Origin of the sequence: Nocardiopsis sp. LDBS1602 (assembly GCF_035818715.1) — a bacterium.
GTDB lineage: Bacteria > Actinomycetota > Actinomycetes > Streptosporangiales > Streptosporangiaceae > Nocardiopsis > Nocardiopsis alba.
On record NZ_JAYLVW010000002.1, the window covers coordinates 352,927 to 368,972 of the forward strand.

Annotated in this window: 15 protein-coding genes and 1 riboswitch; of the genes, 4 read left to right on the forward strand and 11 right to left on the reverse strand. The window is 70.9% G+C overall.

The genetic code is table 11. From position 1 onward, the window contains the following. The first annotated feature begins 4 nt into the window (after window positions 1-4). From U9J66_RS09670 to U9J66_RS09680, 3 genes are all read left to right on the forward strand, one after another. Entirely contained in the window at window positions 5-907 is a 903-nt protein-coding gene (locus U9J66_RS09670; RefSeq protein ID WP_014909643.1) for a universal stress protein, read from the forward strand. A 392-nt stretch (window positions 908-1,299) separates the two neighbouring features. Next, window positions 1,300-3,096 carry a phosphoenolpyruvate carboxykinase (GTP) gene (locus U9J66_RS09675; RefSeq protein ID WP_202422749.1) on the forward strand — a complete coding sequence of 599 codons (1,797 nt, stop codon included), beginning with the start codon at window positions 1,300-1,302 and terminating at the stop codon, window positions 3,094-3,096. A gap of 274 nt (window positions 3,097-3,370) precedes the next feature. Further along, window positions 3,371-4,144: a bestrophin-like domain gene (locus tag U9J66_RS09680; protein WP_014911828.1), complete on the forward strand. Its 774-nt coding sequence runs from the start codon at window positions 3,371-3,373 to the stop codon at window positions 4,142-4,144. Window positions 4,145-4,200: 56 nt separating this feature from the next. Here U9J66_RS09680 and U9J66_RS09685 read toward each other — a convergent pair whose 3' ends face one another. The 7 genes from U9J66_RS09685 to U9J66_RS09715 form a co-directional block, all read right to left on the reverse strand. Beyond that, window positions 4,201-4,989: a hypothetical protein gene (locus U9J66_RS09685; RefSeq protein WP_326337541.1), complete on the reverse strand. Its 789-nt coding sequence runs from the start codon at window positions 4,987-4,989 to the stop codon at window positions 4,201-4,203. Between the two features lie 54 nt (window positions 4,990-5,043). Further along, window positions 5,044-6,699, reverse strand: a complete 1,656-nt coding sequence (locus U9J66_RS09690; protein ID WP_326337542.1) for a sodium/solute symporter — start codon at window positions 6,697-6,699, stop codon at window positions 5,044-5,046. Continuing rightward, window positions 6,696-7,124, reverse strand: a complete 429-nt coding sequence (locus tag U9J66_RS09695) for a hypothetical protein (protein WP_326337543.1) — start codon at window positions 7,122-7,124, stop codon at window positions 6,696-6,698. The genes U9J66_RS09690 and U9J66_RS09695 overlap by 4 nt, the downstream gene beginning before the upstream one ends. Further along, window positions 7,121-7,915: a LytR/AlgR family response regulator transcription factor gene (locus tag U9J66_RS09700; protein ID WP_161110683.1), complete on the reverse strand. Its 795-nt coding sequence runs from the start codon at window positions 7,913-7,915 to the stop codon at window positions 7,121-7,123. The genes U9J66_RS09695 and U9J66_RS09700 overlap by 4 nt, the downstream gene beginning before the upstream one ends. Continuing rightward, window positions 7,912-8,928, reverse strand: coding sequence for a sensor histidine kinase (locus tag U9J66_RS09705; protein ID WP_041561726.1), 1,017 nt, complete (start codon window positions 8,926-8,928; stop codon window positions 7,912-7,914). Before U9J66_RS09705 ends, U9J66_RS09700 begins: the two co-directional genes overlap by 4 nt. A 222-nt stretch (window positions 8,929-9,150) precedes the next feature. Continuing rightward, the gene (locus U9J66_RS09710) at window positions 9,151-10,845 is read right to left on the reverse strand and encodes a solute symporter family protein (RefSeq protein ID WP_326337544.1); all 1,695 of its coding nucleotides are present in this window, start codon (window positions 10,843-10,845) and stop codon (window positions 9,151-9,153) included. Then, window positions 10,842-11,234 (reverse strand): DUF485 domain-containing protein, encoded by a 393-nt coding sequence (locus U9J66_RS09715; protein WP_326337545.1) that lies wholly within the window; start codon window positions 11,232-11,234, stop codon window positions 10,842-10,844. Before U9J66_RS09715 ends, U9J66_RS09710 begins: the two co-directional genes overlap by 4 nt. 299 nt (window positions 11,235-11,533) lie before the next feature. Beyond that, window positions 11,534-11,600, forward strand: a riboswitch (guanidine-III (ykkC-III) riboswitch). A gap of 31 nt (window positions 11,601-11,631) precedes the next feature. On the opposite strand from U9J66_RS09715, the gene U9J66_RS09720 reads away from it, so the two are divergent. Next, window positions 11,632-11,946, forward strand: coding sequence for a DMT family transporter (locus U9J66_RS09720; protein WP_017533283.1), 315 nt, complete (start codon window positions 11,632-11,634; stop codon window positions 11,944-11,946). A 62-nt stretch (window positions 11,947-12,008) separates the two neighbouring features. Here U9J66_RS09720 and U9J66_RS09725 read toward each other — a convergent pair whose 3' ends face one another. The 4 genes from U9J66_RS09725 to U9J66_RS09740 form a co-directional block, all read right to left on the reverse strand. Beyond that, window positions 12,009-12,824 carry an HAD family hydrolase gene (locus U9J66_RS09725; protein WP_161110680.1) on the reverse strand — a complete coding sequence of 272 codons (816 nt, stop codon included), beginning with the start codon at window positions 12,822-12,824 and terminating at the stop codon, window positions 12,009-12,011. Window positions 12,825-12,889: 65 nt separating this feature from the next. Continuing rightward, window positions 12,890-13,828 carry an STM4011 family radical SAM protein gene (locus U9J66_RS09730; RefSeq protein WP_326337546.1) on the reverse strand — a complete coding sequence of 313 codons (939 nt, stop codon included), beginning with the start codon at window positions 13,826-13,828 and terminating at the stop codon, window positions 12,890-12,892. Window positions 13,829-13,832: 4 nt separating this feature from the next. Further along, entirely contained in the window at window positions 13,833-15,167 is a 1,335-nt protein-coding gene (locus U9J66_RS09735) for an STM4012 family radical SAM protein (protein ID WP_326337701.1), read from the reverse strand. Window positions 15,168-15,178: 11 nt separating this feature from the next. Continuing rightward, window positions 15,179-16,006, reverse strand: coding sequence for an STM4013/SEN3800 family hydrolase (locus tag U9J66_RS09740; protein WP_326337702.1), 828 nt, complete (start codon window positions 16,004-16,006; stop codon window positions 15,179-15,181). Window positions 16,007-16,046 lie beyond the last annotated feature (40 nt).

Here is a 16,046-nt window from a genome sequence, read left to right on the forward strand (position 1 = left end):
TGGGATGAACGGCGCATCCACGACACGATGGATGGTCGTGGGGGTGGACGGCAGCGATTCCAGCAGACACGCGCTGGAGTGGTCGGCCCACCAGGCCTCGCTCCGCGGTCTGGGGGTGCTGATCGTGGCCGCGGCGCGCCCGTTGACGACCGACGGGTTCGAGGTATGGCCCGAGACGGAACCGCCCGAGGGCGGGGACGAGGGGGCCGGGGCCGGGCGGTTGCTCGACCACGCCCAGGACTGGGTCTCGCGGCTCTTCCCCGAACTGGCCGTGCGGACCCGATTGTCGTTCGACCGTCCGGCCCGTGCCCTGGTCTCGGCCGCCTCCGAACCCGGGGTGGCCGCGGTCGTGGTGGGTTCGCGAGGGCTGAGCGGGATCGCCGCCGCGTTCGTGGGGTCGGTGGGGATCGAGCTCGCGGCCCGCGCCCCGGTCCCCGTGATCGTGCTGCCCCGGGACCACGCCGCCGCCTACGGGGTGCGCAGCCGGGTCATCGTGGGTGTGGACGGGTCCGAACCCGGCCGTCGGGCGTTGGAGTTCGCGTTCGCCCAGGCGGAGTTCGCCGACACCGAGCTGGTGGCGGTCAGCGCCTGGCAGCCGCTGGTGGCCTTCGCCGCGGCGACCGGGCCGATCCCGCCCGAGTTGTTCGACGACGCCACCGCGGCCGAGGCGGCGCGCCAGGCCTTGGAAGAGGAACTCGCGGAGCCGAGCCTGCTCCGGCCGAACGTCCGGGTGAGCACGCGCGTGGTGCGGGCCCATCCGGTGGTCGCCCTGCTGGAGGAGGCCACTCCGGCGGATCTGATCGTGGTGGGCTCCCGGGGGCGTGGCGGGTTCCGCGGCCTGCTCCTGGGGTCGGTGAGCCACGCCGTCCTGCACGGGGCGCGGGGTCCGGTCGCCATATTGCGCTGAGCCCGTCCCCGGCGTCGTTCGCGGTCAGGGGGCCGGGCGCGACGTCGCAGGGTGTCGCGCCGGGGCCGTCGCACAGGTCTATTCGCGATGCCGGCGGGTGAGATCGGGTATGTGACGAACAGCACCGAGTGTCGGTGTCGACCGGGCGTTTTCCCCGTGTGGTGGGGGAAACCGCCTCCGATCAGCATCGAGAGGGGAGCGTTCGTCCCTGCTTCGGTGCACGGACTCGCGTGACCGAATCGCCTGCTGTGCAGTGGGATCGGGGGTTTTCGCGACCCAAGTTTAGACCACTGGCCTAGACCAATTGGTCAGTGTTGCCACTCGTCGTTCATGATGCGAGGGATCTCGTAATTCGAAGAGGAGTCGTTGTGACCGCTGACGTGGGTATCGATCTGGGCGTAGTCCCGACCAAGAACGAGGAGCTCGTCGCCTGGGTTCGCGAGGTCGCCGAGCTCACCAGGCCGGACGAGGTCGTGTGGTGTGACGGGTCCGAGGAGGAGTGGACGCGACTGACGGACCTGCTCGTCGAGCAGGGCACGTTCACCCGCCTCAACCCGGAGAAGCGCCCCAACAGCTTCTACTGCACGTCCGACCCGACGGACGTCGCCCGTGTCGAGGACCGCACCTTCATCTGCTCCGAGCGTGAAGAGGACGCGGGTCCCACCAACAACTGGATCGCCCCCGACGAGATGCGCGCCACCTTCGGCGAGGTCTTCAAGGGCTCGATGCGCGGCCGCACCATGTACGTGGTGCCGTTCTGCATGGGCCCCCTCGGCGGCGACATCTCCCAGCTCGGCGTCGAGATCACCGACTCCCCCTACGTCGTCGTCTCCATGCGCATCATGGCCCGCATGGGCGAGGCCGCCCTGCGTCTGATCGAGGAGCGCGGCGACTTCGTCAAGGCCGTCCACTCCGTCGGCGCCCCGCTGGAGCCCGGCCAGGAGGACGTCGCCTGGCCCTGCAACTCCACCAAGTACATCTCGCACTTCCCCGAGACCCGTGAGATCTGGTCCTACGGCTCCGGCTACGGCGGCAACGCCCTGCTGGGCAAGAAGTGCTACGCGCTGCGCATCGCCTCGGTCATGGCCCGCGACGAGGGCTGGCTCGCCGAGCACATGCTGATCCTCAAGGTCACCTCGCCCGAGGGCGCCTCGCACTACGTCGCCGCCGCCTTCCCGAGCGCCTGCGGCAAGACCAACCTGGCCATGCTCCAGCCGACCATCCCCGGCTGGAAGGTCGAGACCGTCGGCGACGACATCGCCTGGATGCGCTTCGACTCCGAGGGCCGTCTGCGCGCCATCAACCCGGAGGCCGGCTTCTTCGGCGTCGCCCCCGGCACCGGCGAGAAGACCAACGCCAACGCGATCGAGACGCTGTGGGGCAACAGCATCTTCACCAACGTCGCGCTGACCGAGGACGGCGACGTTTGGTGGGAGGGCCTCACCGAGGAGGCCCCGGCCGGTCTCACCGACTGGAAGGGCCGCCCCTGGACCCCCGAGTCCGGTGAGCCCGCCGCGCACCCGAACTCCCGCTTCACCACCCCGGCCGGTCAGGCTCCGACCATCGCCGACGAGTGGGAGGACCCGGCGGGCGTGCCGATCTCGGCCATCCTCTTCGGCGGCCGTCGCGCCACCGCGGTCCCGCTGGTCAACGAGTCCTTCAGCTGGCAGCACGGCGTCTACATGGGCGCCAACGTCTCCTCCGAGAAGACCGCCGCCCAGGAGGGTTCCGTCGGCGAGCTGCGCCGCGACCCCTTCGCGATGCTGCCGTTCTGCGGCTACAACATGGGCGACTACTTCGCCCACTGGGTGAAGCTGGGCCAGAGCGCCGACGAGACCGAACTGCCGAAGATCTTCTACGTCAACTGGTTCAAGAAGGACACCGACGGTCGGATCGTGTGGCCCGGCTTCGGTGAGAACAGCCGCGTCATCAAGTGGATCATCGAGCGCCTCGAGGGCAAGGCCTCCGCCGTGGAGACCCCCATCGGGTACGTTCCGACCGCCGACGCCATCGACACCGAGGGTCTGGACATCTCGGACGAGGACATGCGCTTCGTCCTCGACGTCGACCGTGAGATCTGGAAGCAGGAGGCCGCCCTGGTCCCCGAGTTCTTCAAGACCTTCGGCGACCACCTTCCCGCCGAGCTGTGGGACGAGTACCACGCGCTGCTCGACCGTCTGGAGAAGTAGCGCCTCCATGATCGGCCCCGCTTCCGCGCACGGGGCCGACCGACCACGGGGCGCGGACACCGCACGGTGTCCGCGCCCCGTTCGTGTGTCCGGCCGGTGCTCGGCGCTCCCCCGGGGCATCGGGTGATGTGTCCGGGCAGATCATGACATGGGGGAAACCGCAGGTCCGAGCGTGGGCACGGCCCGATGACGCTTTCCCCTTTTCCACCCGGGCGGTGCCGTACGGCGTGCTAAGGATGGTCCGTCCTCTGCCGAGAACCCCCGGGAAACCCTCATGCTCACGTCGTTCGTCGTCATCGCCGTCCTGGTAGCCATGGTCGGTGGTGCCGTGCTGGTCGCCCGGCGCCACCGGATCTCCGGAGACCTCTCCGGTGGTGCCGTGGGCGTCGTCATCGCGCCCTGCGTCCTGTCCCTGTACCTCGTGGCCGCGGCCATGGCCGTGGTCATCGGATGGGAGGACTACAAGTCGGCCGAGGACGACATGATCGCCGAGGCCGGCGCGGCCCAGGCCCTGTACTGGAGCAGCACCGCGTTCCCCGGCGAGGAGGGCGAGGCCGTCCGCGGTCACCTGCGCGCCTACCTGTCGACGGTGGTGGAGGACGACTGGCCGCTGATGGAGTCGAGCGGGGAGCTGAGCCCCGGTGGCGACGACGACCTCGCCATGCTGTCCGCCTCGGTGCGGACCCTCTCGGTCTCCGACACCGGCGACGGGTTGGACCGGTTGACCGCCCGCCAGGAGCTCACCAAGCTCAGCGACGCGCGCGCCCAGCGCGCCGACGCGGCCGAGGACGGGATCCCCGTGGCCCTGATGGCCATCACCGTGCTGTCGGCCGTGGTCATCGCGGTACTGCCGTTCGCCATGATCCAGAAGGGGACCAGGACCGCCTACTTCTGGGCCGGGGTGAACCTGGCGTTCCTGTTCGGAACGGTCGTGCTGCTGCTGTTCATGGGCAACCCCTACAACGGGGTCCTGGCCAATGATTCGGGGGCGATCGAGGACGCCGTGGAGGGGTTCGATCGCGCCGACCTGACCTTGGAGCGACCGTGATCGTCGCCGCGTGACCCGGGCCCGTCCCGCCGTGCCACGGCGGGACGGGCCCTTCGTCATCCGACCGCGCCGGCCGCCACGGCGCGACCGCCGCCGACGGCCGCGCCCACGGCGACGATCGCGACGACGACCATCGTGCGCATCGGGGTGAACGCCTCGGAGGACTCGGCCGAAGCGGACGTACCGGTGTCCGGAAGGAGCGCCTCCTGGACCGGGGGCGGAAGGTCCGCGGGCGCTTCGGGCTCCTCCACCGGGGTCTCGAACGGGTCCTCTTCGGAGGGCGGGGCCGACTCGGGTGGCGCCTCCGAGGCCTCCGGGCCGGGCTCGTCCGCCTCGGGCTCCTCCGGCTCGCCGGGGGACACACGGGGCGCCTCCGAGCCGGGCGGCGGCGCCGGTTCCTCCGGCACGGGCTCCTCCCGGGGCGGCTCCTCCGGGGCGGGCGGCTCCGGAGGCGGGGGAGGCGGAGGCGGTGGCGTGCACATCGGCGCTCGTCCCGTGTGGATGACCACGTGGGTGCCGTTGGCGCACACCACGACGTGCGGACCGGGCTGGATGTCGACGTACGCGTTCGGGGTCTCCACCTGGGTCCCGGAGGGGTTCACGTCCACCTGGGAGGCGCCGGTGTCGGGGTCCGCCTCCGACGAGACGGCCCGCGCGGGGGGAACGGCCCGCTCGACGAAGGCCGACACGGGGCCGGACGTGATCGCGAGCGCGCCCGCCGCCAGGCAGACGAGGGCCGAGACGCGACGGCGGGTGGTGGAGGTCCGTTTCCTCGGGAGGCGGTTCCGGTGCGAGGCGGGGGGAGAGGAGAGGGTCGGTGACTCCTCGTGCTGCGGTCTGTTCACACGGTGATGCTACGGGGTGGGGACGCTCCCCCAAGGCGGAATCGGGGGCCGGGCCTAGGGAGAGTGCAGGCGTAGTACCGCGTGCTCGGCCCACTCCGGAGGGCGGGTGCGCAGGGAGACCACCACCATCGTGAGGAACGCCAGGGGGATGGTCCAGGCGGCGGGCTGGGCCAGCAGCACCGTGACCCATCCGGGCGGGGTGGAGAACAGGATCGACCAGCCGACCGCGCCCGTGGCGGTCACCCCGCCCACGATCAGGCCGGCGGCGGCCCCCGGCAGGGTCAGACGACGCCACCAGATGCCCAGCACCAAGAGGGGGCAGAAGGTCGACGCGGCCACGGTGAACGCCCACACCACCAGGACGTTGATGTCGATGGTCCGGGCGGGCAGCGCCAGGAGCACCGAGACACAGGCGCCGATCACCACCGCCAGCCGTAGCCGGGGCACGCTGCCCTGGAAGAGGTCGTGCGAGAGCCCTCCGGCCAGGGCCAGCAACAGCCCGGAGGAGGTCGACAGGAACGCCCCGAAGGCGCCCGCGGCGACCAGCGCGGTCAGGAGGGTGCCCACCGCGCCCGGGGCGGCCTGGGCGGGCAGGACCACCGCCACGGTGTCGGTGCCCTGGAGCATCACCAGTTGGGGGGTGAGCACCCGGCCGAGCAGTCCGTACACGGCGGGGAAGAGGTAGAACAACCCCAGCAGGGCGATCACGCCGACCGCGACGCGGCGGGCGGTGCGCGCGGTCGGGCTGGTGTGGAAGCGCATGATCACGTGTGGAAGGCCCATGCAGCCCAGGGTGATGGCCAGCAGGGTCGACCAGGTCTCGAACAGCGGTCGGCCGCCCACGCTCAACAACGGGGTGCTCCACTGTTCCCCGCCCAGTTCCGGAAGCCCCTCCGGGTGGGGGATCCCGGCGCCCTCGGGGAAGACGTATTCGGTGCCCGGCACGACCGTGTGCGCCCCCGCGGACAGCTCCAGCTCCCCGCCGTCGGCCGTGACGACGGTGACCGGCTCGTCGAGGGTGAAGTCGGTGGGGACGGAGAACTCGACCCGGGTGTCGGCGGGGAAGTGGGTGCCCCACTTCGGGTGCAGGGCCTCGGCCCTGGTGTCGGCCCCGGCCTGGACCACCAGGTAGATCGCGGGGACGGCGAGGAAGATCAGCTTGACGACGTAGTGGAAGGCCTGCACGTAGGTGGCCGAGCGCATGCCGCCCGCCGCGATGGATCCGCTCACCACCAGCCCCGCCAGCACCACGCCCACCCAGTAGGGGGTGTCGCTGACCAGGCTCAGCACCACGCCCGCGCCCTTGAACTGGGGCACCAGGTACAACAGCATGATCACCAGGACCACGCAGCCGCACAGCTTGCGCAGTCGGGGCGCGCCCAGACGGTACTCGGCGAAATCCGGGACCGTGAAGGCGCCCGAACGTCGCATCGGACCCGCCACCAGCGCGACCACGGCGACGTAGCCGGCGGTGAACCCCACCGCGTACCACATGGTGCCCAGGCCGTTCTTGAGCAGCAGCCCCGCCAACCCCAGCACGGAGGCGGCCGACAGGTACTCGCCCGCGATCGCCAGGGCGTTCCAGTTGGGGGACACCCGACGGGAGGCCACCAGGAAGTCCGACGTGGACCGGGCGGCCCGCACCCCGTAGACCCCGATGATCAGACTCGTGACGAGCACCAGACCGATGGCCGGTACCGCCGCGGTCATGGGACGGCCTCGGTGTCCCCGGCCTCGCACGCCCCGTACGAGGGGGCCTCGTCCGGCCGGACGTCGCCCTTCTCCTCCTCGGCCCGGCGCTCCAGGCCCTCGGCCGATCGCACGTGCCACAGGGCCAGGGCGAGCAGGGCCGGATAGATCGCCACCGTCAACAACACCCAGGAGACCGGGACCCCCGACCACCTGAGCTCGCCGAGAGCCGGGAACAGGGCGAAGGCCCCGCTCAACCCGAACAACAGGGTCCCCAACGCCACCACCGTGCGTATCGCGGCGCGGCGCTGGGCCTTGAAGAGGGTGCGCGCCGCCAGGGTGTCCACCGGTCCGGGCACCGGTTGCAGGTGCTGGACCGGTCGGTTGCCCCGGGCCAGGGCGATCCTCGTCTGTGGGCTCGTGAGCTTCTCCCGGCGCGGGCTCACGGCTGCTCCTTGGCCGTCCCCGACGGGCGCGCGGTCGCCGAACGGCCGAGCTGGTCCCGCTTGGCCGCCTCCAGCAGGCGGGAACGCAGATGTCGTCCGTGCCTGCGACTCACGGGGACGTCCCCGGCGGGGGTCCCGGCGACCAGCCCGGAGGAGGAGGTCACGCGCAGGTCCCGGACCCAGGGGATGGCGATGAGGAAACCGCGGTGGACCCGGACGAACCCGGCCGCGGCCCACACCTCCTCCAGGTACGACAGCGACAACCGGATCAGGTGGGTGCCGTCGGCGGTGTGCAGCCGCACGTAGTCGCCCTGGGCCTCCACGAACTGCACGTCGTCGCGTTTGACGAACACGGTGCGCCGGCCGGTGTCGATCTGCACCACGTGCAGGTCCTCGGCGGGGGAGGAATGTCCGCTCGGGTTGCGCAACTGGGCGATCCGTCCCACCGCCTCGGCCAGCCGCTCGGGTCGGATCGGCTTGAGCAGGTAGTCCACCGCCCCGATCCCGAAGGCCTCCACGGCGTGCGCCTCCGAGGCGGTCACGAACACGATCGACGGTGGGTCCGACATGACGGTCAGGACCCGGGCCACGTCCATGCCGTCCAGCCCGGGCATGAGGATGTCGAGGAAGGCGGCGTCGATGGTCCGCGTGCCCAGCAGACGCACCGCGGTGGCCCCGTTGGGGGCCACCAGGACCTCCGACACCTCGGGCATGTCCTCCAGTAGGGCCGCCATCTCCTGGCGGGTCGAGGACTCGTCCTCCACCACCAGGACACGGAGTTCGGGTCTCATCCGACCACCACTCCGGGGGCGAATCTCGGTACGCGCACGGTCACCTTCGTCCCTTCTCCCAGCGCGGTCTCGATCACCAGACCGTACTCCGGTCCGTAGACCGCCCGCAGGCGCTGGTCGACGTTGGCCAGACCGACGCCGCGCGACTCCGGCCCGGTCCCGGCGAGCAGGGCCCGCGCGAGCTCGGGGTGCATCCCCACCCCGTCGTCCTCGATCTCGATCACGCACAGGGGCCCCTCGCCGAAACCGGACACGCTGATGTGCCCGCGCCCCTCCTTGCGCTCCAGTCCGTGCCGGATCGCGTTCTCCACGATCGGCTGCACCACCAGGAAGGGGACGGCCACGGGCAGCACCTCCGGGGCCATCCGTACGGTGATGTCCAGCCGGTCGTGGAAACGGGCCCGCTGGAGTTCGAGGTAGGTCTGGGTGGCCTCCAGTTCGTCGGCGACCGTCGCGTAGTCGCCCTTGTCGGAGAAGCCGTACCGCAGGTAGTCGGCGAAGTCCGAGAGCAGCCGGCGGGACCGGTCCGGATCGGTGCGGACCAGGGCCGCGATCACGGCGAGGGCGTTGTGCACGAAGTGCGGGGAGATCTGGGCGCGCAGGGTGCGCAGGTCGGCGGCGGCGATCCGGGCCCGCGCCCGTCGCAGCGCCGCGTGGTCCAGGTTGTCCGACACCAGGGCGGCGGCGGCCTCGACGTCGGCGTCGACGGGATCGCCGATCGCCACCAGGGCGCCGGCGAGCTCGTCGGCGACGTGGAGCGGCACGGCGCACATCGAGGAGCCGTCGGCCGTACGGGCGCGTACGCCACCGCCGTATTCGAAGACCTGGGCGAGGACGCCGTCGATCTCGGCCGCGTCCGGCCGTGTCCCGTTCGAGGTGACGGGTCCGTCGAGGTCGGCCAGGAGGACCCCGTCCACGGACAGGAGGCGGCGCAGGCGTCGGGCGGCCGCGCCGACGCCGCGGCCGTGCAACCCGTCACGAAGGTCGGCTCCCAGGGCGTGGATCTGACGCATCAATTCCACACTCGCCCGGTGCTCCGACGTCGTGGGGCGTCGGGAGGGGGAGAACCACGACAGCCACCGATACGACACGGGCCGATCCTATCGCCGTGCTCTGTGTCGACGGTCACGTCCGGGTCTCCCTTTCCCGACGAAGGAACGCACGGACCCGCCGGTCCCCGAAGGAGACCGGCGGGCCGGGGGTACGGGCGGCGTCGTGGACCCCGCCCACGACGGTCAGTGGTCGGCGGCCTTCTCCGCCCCCGCGCCGGTGAGGGCGCGGACCTGGAGCATCGCGAACTTGTCGAAGTCGCGCTCCTTGGACATGTAGGTGCCGACGACCGCGCACAGGACGCTGATCGGCACGGACACCAGGGCCGGGTTGGGCAGCGGGAACCACGCGAAGTCGACGTTGGGCATGAGCGCGCTCTCGGAACCGGAGACCACCGGCGAGAAGAACACCAGACCGACCGCGCTGATCAGGCCGCCGTAGATACCGGCCAGGGCCCCCGCGGTGTTGAACCGCTTCCAGAACAGGCTGAGCAGCAGGGTCGGCAGGTTGGCCGAGGCGGCCATCGCGAACGCCAGGGAGACCAGGAAGGCCACGTTGAGGTTCTGGGCGAAGATCGCCAGGACGATGGCGACGGCGCCGATGGCCAGCGCGGAGAGCCGGGCGACCTTGACCTCTTCGCTTCCGGTGGCCTTGCCCTTGCGGATCACCGAGTTGTAGAAGTCGTGCGCCAGGGAGGAGGACGAGGCGATGACCAGGCCCGCCACGGTCGACAGGATCGCGGCGAAGGCGGCGGAGGCGATGATCGCCAGGAGCACGGCGCCCGCCATGTCCCCGCCGAGGGTGGTGCCCACCACCTGCGCCAGCTGGGGGGCCGCGGTGTTGCCCGCCGCGTCCTGGGCGGTGATGGCCTCGTGGCCGACCAGGGCCGCGGCGCCGAAGCCGAGGACGAGGGTCATCAGGTAGAAGGCGCCGATGAGGCCGATACCCCAGTTGACGGACTTCCGGGCGCTGCCGGAGTCGGGGACCGTGTAGAAGCGGATGAGGATGTGCGGCAGACCGGCGGTGCCCAGGACCAGGGCCAGCCCGAGGCTGATCAGGTCGAGCTTGTTCCACAGGGTCTGGAGGGGGTCGCCCGCGACCTCGACGCCGTAGCGCAGCCCCGGCTCCAGGAAACCGGCCGCGTTGCCGTCGGCGGCGGCCTGGCTGGCGTTGGCGGCGTCGCCCATGAGGGCGCCGAGGTTGAACCCGTACAGCGACAGCGTCAGCAGGGTGAGCAGGGCCGCGCCGACCATGAGGATGACGGCCTTGACGATCTGGACCCAGGTGGTGCCCTTCATACCGCCGAAGGTCACGTAGATGGTCATCAGCAGACCGATGACGACGATGCCGACGATCTTGGCGGTGGGGGCGTCCATGCCCAGGAAGGTCTGTCCCTCCTGGATGCCGAGCAGCAGGGCGATGAGGGCGCCCGCGCCGACCATCTGGGCGAGGAGGTAGAAGATCGAGACGACGATCGTCGAGACGGCGGCGGCGGTGCGCACCGGGCGCTGCTGCATGCGGTACGACAGCACGTCGCCCATGGTGTAGCGGCCGGAGTTGCGCAGCAGCTCGGCCACCAGGAGGAGGGCCACCAGCCACGCCACCAGGAAGCCGATGGAGTAGAGGAAGCCGTCGTAGCCGAACAGCGCGATCATGCCGGCGATGCCCAGGAAGGACGCGGCCGACATGTAGTCGCTGCCGATGGCGAGACCGTTCTGGAGCGGGGAGAAGCCGCGCCCACCGGAGTGGAAGTCGGTGGCCGAACGGGTGTTGCGACTGGCCCAGACCGTGATGCCGATCGTGGCCGCGATCATGAGGGTGAAGAGGCCGAGGGTGACGATCCGGCTGCTCTCGCTCACCACCTCCTGCGCGAGGATCATCGGTCGCCCTCCTTGCCGTCGAGCTCGCTCTGGAGTTCGTCGCGCAGCACGGCGGCGCGGGAGTCGAAGTTCCGGTTCGCGTACATCGTGTAGAGGATCGCGATCCCGAAGGTGGAGACGAACTGGAGGATCCCGAAGACCAGGGCGACGTTGACGTTGCCGAACAGCACCGTGCCCATCACCTCACGTCCGAACGCGGACATCAGGACGTAGAGGAGGTACCAGATCATGAAGGCGACGCTCATCGGGAAGATGAAGCGGTACAGCCTGCGCTTGAGCTCGTGGAACCGGGGGTCGGAGTGCATGGCCACGAAGGCACGCTCCTGCGCCGCGGCCCCGTCGTTCTCGGGTGGTGGTGTCGGATCCTTGGTGGGCCTGTTCTTCGCCATGCTGCTCGTTACCTCCGGGGGATGGGCAGGGGTCGTGTGCGCCGACGGGTGCCGGTTCCCGATATGTGACCTGGGTTACCCGGCACTGTAAGGAGGGGCACTTGCCCTGAGCAGGGGGCTCGCGCGGGCGAGCGCCGAACGCGGACGCGGAGCGTCGAGCGGTCGTCCACCGTGCGACCAACGGTCACCTGAAGCGCCGAACGGTCGCCGGGCGGTCGCGTCCGACGTCGGACACGACGCCCGACGATGGTGACCGACCCCTCCACCCACCCCGGAATCCCCCCGTGAAGGGGGCCGTTGTACCGTTCGAGCACCTGTGGACCCCGGACGAGGGCGCCGTACCCGGTCATGACAAGACGGCGCGCACCGATCCCTGCGTTCGTGGAGGTAACAGGTCATGGCCTGGCTCGTACTCGTGATCTCGGGTCTTCTCGAGACCGCCTGGGCGGCGGCGCTCAACGCCTCTCAGGGCTTCACCCGTCTGTGGCCGTCGGTGACCTTCGTGGTCACCCTGGCGCTGAGCATGGCCGGTCTGGCCTACGCGCTGCGCACCATCCCCCTGGGCACCGGCTACGCCGTGTGGGTGTCGATCGGTGTGGTCGGCACCGCTCTGATCGGCTCCTTCTTCCTCGGGGAGGGCTTCAGCCTTCCCAAGGCGCTGTGCCTCATCGCGATCGTGGCCGGTGTGATCGGCCTCAAGCTGCTCCACTGAACCCCGGGAAGGACCCCGCCCCGGAACGTCCGAGACGTTCCGGGGCGGTTCCATGTCCGGCCTCAGGCTCCGGCCAGGAGCTCCTCGACCACGCGGCCCACGCCGTCCTCGAAGCTGGACGGGGCCACCCGCAGTCCCAGCTCCGGGGCGAGCAGCCCCGGGTGTCCGCTCTCCATCGCGTAACCGGATCCGGCCCAGGTGAGGGCGGAGAGGTCGTTGGGCATGTCGCCGAAGGCCACCACCTCCTCGCGGGCCACCCCCCACTCCTCGCACAACAGGGCGAGGGTGCCGCCCTTGTTCACCCCGGCCGCGCTCACCTCCAACAGTCCGGCCCCACCGGAGTAGGTCACCTCGGCCAGAGGGCCGACGGCGCTCAGGGCCGCCTCGTACATCAGGTTCACCGGGGTGCCCGCCGAACGGACGAGGAGTTTGGCGACCGGGGAGGCCGCCTCCAGCAGGGCGTCGGTGTCGTCGAGCACTCCCGAGACCCCGTCGGGCGACATCCACCATTCGAGCGCGTAGTCGGCGTCGTGGTAGAAGCCCGTTCCGGTCTCCACCCCGAAACCGAGGCCGGCGTCGGGCAGGGAGGCGCGGATCTTGGTGACGAGGGTCTCGGAGAGGGAGGGGTCGATCGCTCGGAGCAGGGGGTCCCGGCCGGGGAGCCGGGCGTGGGCGCCGTTGCCGCAGACCACCGCGGCGCAGTCGAACAGGGCGGCGATGTGCTCGGTGTCCCGAGGCGGTCGGGCGGTCACGATCACCACCCGGACGCCCGCCTCGATGGCGGAGTTCAGGGCCCGTCGGTTGCGTTCGGAGACCTCTCCCGTGCGTCCGAGGAGGGTTCCGTCGAGGTCGGTGGCGATGACACGAGGAAGGACCATGGACGCATTATGGCGGTCGAGAAGGACGGTTTCGAGGGGATACCGATGCTTCTGACGTCCGCCCGTCAGGAGGGCCACCGGGCGGGGATCCGCTCGATCACGCCTCCCCGGAACACCTCGTACAGGTCCAACGGCTCCAGATGGACGTAGCCGATGTGGCAGTCACAGCTCGTGAGAGGGCAGGCCGAGGGCCCCAGACGCGCGCGGAAGGAGCCGTCGTACAGGTTGCCCAGCGGCACGTCCACGAAGTGACACCGTCGTACGTTCCCCTCGCCGTCCACGGACAGCACGGTGTCACCCGTACGACAGGGAAGACCCCGGGCGGGGTGAGGGAGGCGACTGTAGTGGAAGTGCGGATCGATCGCCTGCCAGAGGGCCGCCTCGGCGTCGGTGTAGGAGCGCCCCTCGGCGGCGTTCACCCACAGGTACACCTCCTCGGGCAGATCGGCGCGCATCCGCCGGACCGCGTCCAGGTGTTCGGGCAGACCCACCGTTCCCACGCTGAAGCGCACGCCCATGGCGGTCAGTTCGCGGGCCTTGGCGAGGAAACGCTCGTGCGCCACCTCGCCGGGGTGGTAGGTGGCCCACAGCGCCGCCTTCGTCCGGTCGCAGTCGGCGAGCCAGCCCGTCCGTCCGCTCAGGTTGGTCTGGATCGCCACCCGCTCCACGTGCGCCATACCGCTCAGCCGGGTGATGGCCCGCCGGTACCAGGAGCGGACCAGCCCCTCGCCCCACGGGGTGAAGAGCACCGAGATCCGGGTTCCGGGGTCGGCCTCGGCCCGGGCCGCCACCCAGTCGGTGAAGCGTTCCAGGGCGGCCCGGTCCACGCGCAGGGTCTCGGGGGAGTCCCGACGCTTGGCGAAGGGACAGTAGGGGCAGTCGTAGTCGCAACTGGCCAACGGGCCCCGGTAGAGAAGGGTGAGGTGCTCCGGGAGAGGGGCGTGCGAACCCGACCCCGCCCGGGGGGACGGGTCGGGCAGGTCGACGAGACGGTTCGAGGCCATCGGGTCACCCGGCCTCGTACTCGTCCATGAGCCGGTTCACCCGCGCGGAGAACAGGTCCGGTCCGATCGCGTCGGAGTGGGCCAGGCCCTCATCGGTGAGACGGAGCGTTCCGGAGTCGACGGAGTCCTCCCCGGGGACCAGCCATCCCCGGGCGTTCAGGGCGGCGAACTCGGTGGGCAGGTCGGCGGCCGGGTGGGAGCCGAACCGCTCCGTGTAGGCGGCCACGTCCAACCCCTCCACCCGCAACAGCGACTGGAGCACGTGGCGGCGGCGACGTTCCTCCTCGTCCAGGTGGAACCCCACCTCGGCCCGGGTGAAGTCCTCGGTGTCCCGGCCGACGTAGTCCTCGATGATCGACCGCACCTTCCCGATCCCCACCGCGTAGTCGAAGGAGTAGTGGGTGCCGCGGGTGTAGGAGCGGGCACCACAGCCCAGACCCACCATGCCGTCGGTCTGACAGGAATGGTCGGGGAGGGCCGTCGTCGGTGCGTCCGCCCGACGGAACATCCGCATGGACACCTGCTCGTATCCGCGCTCGCGCAGATGGTCCCGGCCCTGGCGGTACAGGGACAGACGGTGGTCGTCCCAGGCACGGGCGCGACGACCCAGACCGGTGAGCGGGCGCACGTAGAGCGGGTAGAGGTAGACCTCCTCCGGTCGCCACGACAGCGCCGTGTCCAGCGAGTACCTCCAGGTGTCCGGGGTCTGCCGCTCGATGCCGTAGATGAGGTCCACGTTGAGGTCGGCGCGGGTGTGCTCGCGGATGGCGGCCAGGGCGAGGTCCACCTCCGCGCGCTTCTGCGGACGGCCGGCGGCGTGCGCCTCGGGGTCGAGGAAGCTCTGCACCCCCATGCTGATCCGGGTGACGCCGAGCGACTCCAGGACCCGGAGCCGATCGGGGGTCGCGGTGGCCGGTGAGGTCTCCACGGACATCGGGATCCGCTTCAGGTCCACCCCGAAGGCCGATTCGATGATGGAGTAGGTCCGTGCCAGCTCGTCGGCGGTCAGGTAGGTGGGGGTGCCGCCGCCCAGGGCCGCGCGGGCGAAGGCGGCGCCCTCCGGCAGGCCGGAGGCGACGGCCTCGGCCTGCCGCTCCATGGCGTCGAGGTAGGCGGTGACCTGTTCGGCCGGCGGGGTGGAACGGGTGAACAGGTTGCAGAAACCGCAGCGCATCTCGCAGAAGGGGATGTGCGCGTACAGCGACAGCGCGCCGACCTCCTCATCCCGCCACAGGTCGGCCAGGCGCGGCCGTTCCTCGAACGGGCGATAGGCCGTCTTGTGCGGATAGGCGTACACGTACGAGCGGTACGGGGAGTCCGGGCGCACGGGCTCGGTCATCGGGACGACGCTCACGCGTTCTCCTCCTCGTGGACGTGGCCGTGCGGCAGGACGGCGTGTGTGTAGGGGACCGTCCACACGACCTCGTGGCCGATCCGGTGGCCCGTGTGCCCGTCCTCGCCGTAGGCGGTGCCGTGGTCCGAGCACACGATCGCGAAACAGGGGCGGCGGGCGGCCATCGCGGTGAGCAGCGGGGGCAGGTGGCGGTCCACGTACTCCAGGGCGGCGGCGTGGCTCTCCCTGGTGTCACCGGCCTCGCGGGTCGCCCCGGGCAGATGGAACCAGTTGGGCTGGTGCAGGGCGGACACGTTGAGCAGGAGGAAGAGGGGGCGCTCGGCGGGGATCGCCGTGGTGATCGAGACGGCCCGCTCCACCTGGTGCTCGAAGGAGCGGGGGTCGGTGACCCCGAAGGACTCCTCCCAATGGCTCTCGGCGAACATGTCGGGCAGCACCGACCCCAGGGCCGAACGGCGGTTGAAGAAGCCGGTACCGCCCACACAGGCCGTGTGATAGCCCTCGGTGGCCAGGCCCGAGGCCAGGTCCGGGGTGTCGAACGTCCAGGTGCCCGGGGCGGTCGAGACGCTGCCGGGGAAGGCGGCGGCGAACAGGCGGGGGTGCGGGCCGGGCGAGGAGGGGGTGGGCAGGAACCCGGCGAGCATGGCCAGGTGGGAGGCGTAGGTGAAGCTCGCGGGGGAGTGCCGCTCCTCCCAACCGCCCTCGGGGAGCAGGCGGGCCAGGTTCGGGATACGGCCGGCGTCGGCGAGCTCGACCGCCACGTCGTACCTCAGGGTGTCCAGGGTGAGCAGCAGGATGTCGTGCGTGCCCACCACGGTGTTCATGTCCGGTGTGGCTCCGGGCCGGACGGCCCCGGTCGTGCTG